This window comes from Streptomyces sp. SID11385 (assembly GCF_010548245.1).
Lineage (GTDB): Bacteria > Actinomycetota > Actinomycetes > Streptomycetales > Streptomycetaceae > Streptomyces.
The window spans coordinates 1-1,875 of record NZ_JAAGLR010000166.1 but is presented as its reverse complement, the minus strand read 5'-3'; the positions used below and the strand labels follow the sequence as shown (position 1 = coordinate 1,875).

At 75.1% G+C, this 1,875-nt stretch carries 2 protein-coding genes; both read right to left on the bottom strand.

Annotated elements, in window-relative coordinates; translation table 11 throughout:
• A partial coding sequence (locus G3I42_RS05280) for a GAF domain-containing protein (protein WP_164282814.1) occupies positions 1 to 956 on the bottom strand: 956 nt, incomplete at its 3' end.
• A 138-nt stretch (positions 957 to 1,094) separates the two neighbouring features.
• Positions 1,095 to 1,875, bottom strand: a 781-nt coding sequence (locus tag G3I42_RS05275; protein ID WP_203606390.1) for a 3-hydroxybutyrate dehydrogenase, incomplete at its 5' end; no start/stop codon positions are given.

Here is a 1,875-nt window from a genome sequence, read left to right as displayed (position 1 = left end):
CGGCCGCCGGGGTCGTGGACGCTCAGGGTGCCCGCGAGGAGCCCGGCCACGGCGGCGGCGACCTCGCGCACGTTGCCGCCGCGCAGCACGAGGTCGGTGAGCCGGTCGTGCGCCTCCTCGGCCCGCTGCACGGCGGCGGCGTGGGCCCGTACGACCTCGTTGGCGCGGCCGAGTTCGGCGAGCGCCGCCCGGGTGTCGTCCAGTGCGCGCGCGGTGTCGATGGCGATGGCTGCGTGCGCGGCGAGGGAGGAGAGGAGCGCGACCTCCTCGGGGGCGAAGGCGCGCGGGGTGCGGTCGGCGGCGAAGAGCACGCCGATGACCTTGCGGTCGCCGCCGTGGACGGAGCCGAGCAGGAGCGGGACGCCGAGGATCGCGACGAGACCTTCGTCGAAGACACCGGCGTTGATGTCGCGCGTGTGCCGGAACCGTTCGTCGGTGCGGTAGTCGGGCGAGGCGTAGGGGCGGGCGGTCTGCGCGACGAGCCCGCCGAGTCCTTCGCCGAGGTCGAGCCGCAGGTGCTGGAAGACCTCCGAGACGGAGCCGTCCGTGACCCGCATGTACGTGTCGCCGGCCTCCTCGTCGGGGAGCGTGAGGTAGGCGGTGTCGGTGCCGAGCAGGCGGCGGGCGCGGCGCACGATCGCCTGGAGCACGGCGTCGAGGTCGCGGGTCGCGGCGAGGTCGGTCGCGGTGTCGAAGAGCGCGGTCAGCTCGCGCTCGCGGCGGCGGTGGGTGCGGAGCAGGGCGCGGACGCGCAGCGCGGAGGCGACGGCCCGGCCGGTCTCGGCGAGGTCGGCGGCGGGGAGCCCGGCGGCCCGCGCCCGCTCCTCGACGGCCTTGAACGCGTCCTCGGTGGCGTCGGTGGCGAGGAGTTCGAGGAGGTGGCGCAGATGGGGGGCGACGGGTGCGGGTGCGGGTGCGGGTGCGGGTGCGGGTGCGGCGGATGATGGCGTGGTCATGTCAGTGTCCCGTGTCCGTTCTCCCTGCGCCCCCGCGCGTCTCGCCGGGGGCTCACCCTGCCAGCGCCCGGCGCGGCGGTCACCCCGCCGGACACCACCGACCAGGGATCTTTACGCTTCCGTTACCGCCGGGGCGGCTCAGGTCGCGGTCCAGCCCCCGTCCATCGGCAGCGAGGTGCCCGTGAGGGAACTCGCGTGCGGGCCGCACAGCCACAGCACCGCCGCGGCGACCTCCTCGGGCTCCACGAGCCGTTTGATCGCGCTGTGTTCGAGGAGGACCTTGTCCAGCACCTCGTCCTCGGGGACACCGTGCCGCCTTGCCTGTTCGGCGAGTTGACCTTCGACGAGGGGCGTGCGGACGTAGCCGGGGCTGACGCAGTTGCTCGTCACGCCGTGCGGGGCGCCCTCCAGGGCGACGACCTTGCTCAGCCCCTCCAGGCCGTGCTTCGCGGCGACGTACGCGGACTTGTAGAGGCTCGCGCGCAGTCCGTGCACGGAGGAGATGTTGACGACCCGGCCCCAGCCGCGCTCGTACATCCCCGGCAGCGTGCGGCGCAGGATGCGGAAGGGGGCCTCCAGCATGACGCGCTGGAGCAGGGCGAAGCGCTCGGCGGGGAACTCGTGGACGGGGGCGACGTGCTGGAGTCCGGCGTTGTTGACGACGATGTCGGCGTGGTCGGGGAGCGCGTCGACCTGAACGGCGTCCGAGAGGTCGGCGACGATCGCGGTACCACCGGTCTCGGCCGCGACCTCCTCGGCCCCCGCCGCCTCGACGTCCACCACGAGGACGTTCGCCCCGGCCCGTGCGAGGGCCAGCGCGCAGGCTCGCCCGATCCCGCTCGCCGCGCCCGTGACGAGCGCGGTCCTGCCGTCGAGGCGGGCGGTCCGCGGCTGCGCGGCCGCATCCGTGCGGGGGCCC